The sequence below is a fragment of the Streptomyces sp. NPDC055254 genome (assembly GCF_053606025.1).
On record NZ_JBSGQV010000089.1, the window covers coordinates 1 to 2587 of the forward strand.

1 protein-coding gene is annotated in these 2587 nt (G+C 70.4%); it reads right to left on the reverse strand.

The window, feature by feature from the left end; translation table 11 throughout:
* Nucleotides 1-1484: 1484 nt before the first annotated feature.
* Nucleotides 1485-2303, reverse strand: coding sequence for a TniB family NTP-binding protein (locus ACWFQ8_RS33420; RefSeq protein ID WP_453790027.1), 819 nt, complete (start codon nt 2301-2303; stop codon nt 1485-1487).
* Nucleotides 2304-2587: the final 284 nt, after the last annotated feature.

Consider the following 2587-nt stretch of genomic DNA (forward strand, 5'->3'; position numbering starts at 1 on the left):
TTCGGCGATCACATCGGCCGAGAGCCCTGTGATCCTCCGGTCGCTGATGATCGCTGCACGAGACCCGTTCCCCACCACACCAACATGATCAGGGATCACGATCCAGCGCCGTACCGCCAACCATGCACGAGCTCGTTAGGCGCGGGCGGTGCCGCCCGGGCCGAGGATCCGCCGATGCGGCCGTACGGCGGCCTCTGGCGCCGGTTCCTCGGTCGCGGGTACCACCGGGGCCGGGGCGGCGAGTTCGGCCGCCAGACGGCCACGTCGTACCGGCCCGTCCGGGGCGGGGGCTTGGCGGGGGCCGGTGCCCAGGGGGCGGCGCTGATCATCCACCCGCACAGTTCTCCGCCCACGCTCAGAGCCGTGGCGCAGCGGGCAGCCTGCCGGCACCCCGGGGAGACCTGTACGCGGCGTGGGGACCTGCGGGGGCAGGCTAGGTTCGTGTGCAGTCCGCGCCGACATGGGCGCGCGGGCCAGGGCCGGTGCCCAGAGCGCTCTGGGGCAGTACGACCGGGCCGCCCCGGCCCCGGTATTCCGACGGAATGCCGGGGCCGACGGACTCGCGGGGTCCAGCCCCTCCCGCGATCGCGCCCCCGGTGGCGAGCAGCGCTCCTTAGACCCGCTGGCCGAGTCTTGCGAGCCCGCCACGGCCGACAGGGTCACCGGGCGCACCGGGACGGCTGTAGGCCCCCGGGGCGCACCTGACGGGATCGGGTCGGCGGGATTCCGCGTGAGTGTGGGTCTCCGCGCACCCTGGCCGGGAGCGAGCACCTCGCCAGCACCGCTGTTCAACGGCCAGGGCACCCAGAGACCCACACTCACGCGGAATCCCGCCTCACGCCCGCACCTACACCCCGAGCACAGCACTGCGTGCGGGCCGATCGACACGCCCACGCACCGGGGCGCAGCGGCCTGGTTGGCCGGGTGCGGGCCGGGGTGTGGCTCGGTTCAACCACTCCCCGCGCAGCGGGTGACCCGGAGCGCTGCGCGCCCAGGGGAGGCCCGCCCGCTGCGCAGCGGGGCGGGGGCGGTCCGCTGCGCTCCCCGCCAGGGTGGCCCTGGTGCTGCGCGCCCGGGAGGTTCGTGGTCATGAAAAGTGCTTCTGAGCAGCGGATTTCCGTGGACCGGTGAGCTTGAGTGCTGCAAAGTTGCCTTTGTTGGAGAGGGGCGGCACACCCCGACCCGGCGGCAACGTTCATCAACCGGAAAAGGACAGCACATGACGAGTCGTCTCCTCCCGCTCGACCTTGAAGCCCGTCGGATGGATCTCCGGGTCGTGGTGTCGCTGAGGGGGAGGGTGGTTGCGGTATGGGTGGTTGGGTGAGTTGGGGTGTTGTAGGTCCGTGTGAGAACGGCTTTGCGGCGTCAGGTGGGCTTGACCTGGGGTTGTTGCGGGTTGGTTGGGAATCGTCTGGGTGTTGCAGATGGTGTCTGGGTCTAAAGGGCCGAGGCGTCATTTCACGTTTTTCAGGTGTTTGTGCAGGTCAGCGGGGTGTTCGGCGGGTCGGGATGCGGGTTTTGGGCTGGTGGGTTTCGGCGTGGTGGTCGAGGTGGATGGCGTCCAATGCTGCCTTGGTGATGCGTTCGGTGCCGTCGTGAATGGTGGTGATCGCGGCTTGTCGGATGAGGCTTGTGAGGCTTCCGATGCGGCCGGCGGTGCGCTGGTGGAGGTAGGTCGCGTGGCGGGGGAGGGTGCCAGGCCGGTGGTGGTGGAGATCGAGGGCGTCTTCGAGGTCGGTGATGACGTCGGTGAACGGGTGCCGGTTGCCCAGGCGGGCGGGGAGGGGCCCGCACTCGATGGGTGAGGCCCTGCCTGCGAGTTGCGCGCCGCGGACACCAGCGAAGAGGGGTGTGTGGGTGACGTCGATGCCGGTGTACACGAATGTCGCGTGGATGCGTTCGGTGAGGTCTTTGATCAGGTCGGCGGTTTCCGCGCCGGTGGTGGTGCGGGGGTTGACGCGATGGATTTCGTCGATGAGGACGAGGCGAACCCCGACCTGGTTGTAGGTGTGGCAGACGCTCTCGGTGATCTGGGTCTGGGTCATCCGGCTGCTGATGGGGATGCCGAGGTAGCGGGCGAACTCCGCCGCGAGCATCTTGGCGGTCGCCCCCGGCGGGACCAGGACGTATGCGACAGGCACTTGGGCGTCCGTCGGCTTGTGTGGCGGGGCCGTGGTGCGGGTGTGGGCGAGGTGGCAGGTGCGCCCGACGTTCAGGAGGGCTGTGGTCTTTCCCGCGGCGGCGGGGCCGGTGACGATGAGGGAGGGCCGGGCGGTGGTCTGTTGATAGCGGCCGAGGGCCATCAGGGTGCGGATGCCGGTGGCGAGGGTGTCGATGGCGGGGGTGCGGACGGTGACGAACGCCGAGTGGTAGGCCAGACGCTCTCCACGCTGCGCGGCGGTGCGTCAGGTTTGGGCGGTACCGGGGGTGGGGCGTGGACGAACTGCTGCCAGCCCTGCCAGGTGGTGATCGGCCAGGACAGTTGCGCCCGCCGGCCGTCGGTGTGGCTGCAGCCCCTGACGGCTGACGGCACATCCGGGGGGAGGCACAGATGCCGTGGCGCCTGTGCCTCCCCGCCAGGACCGCC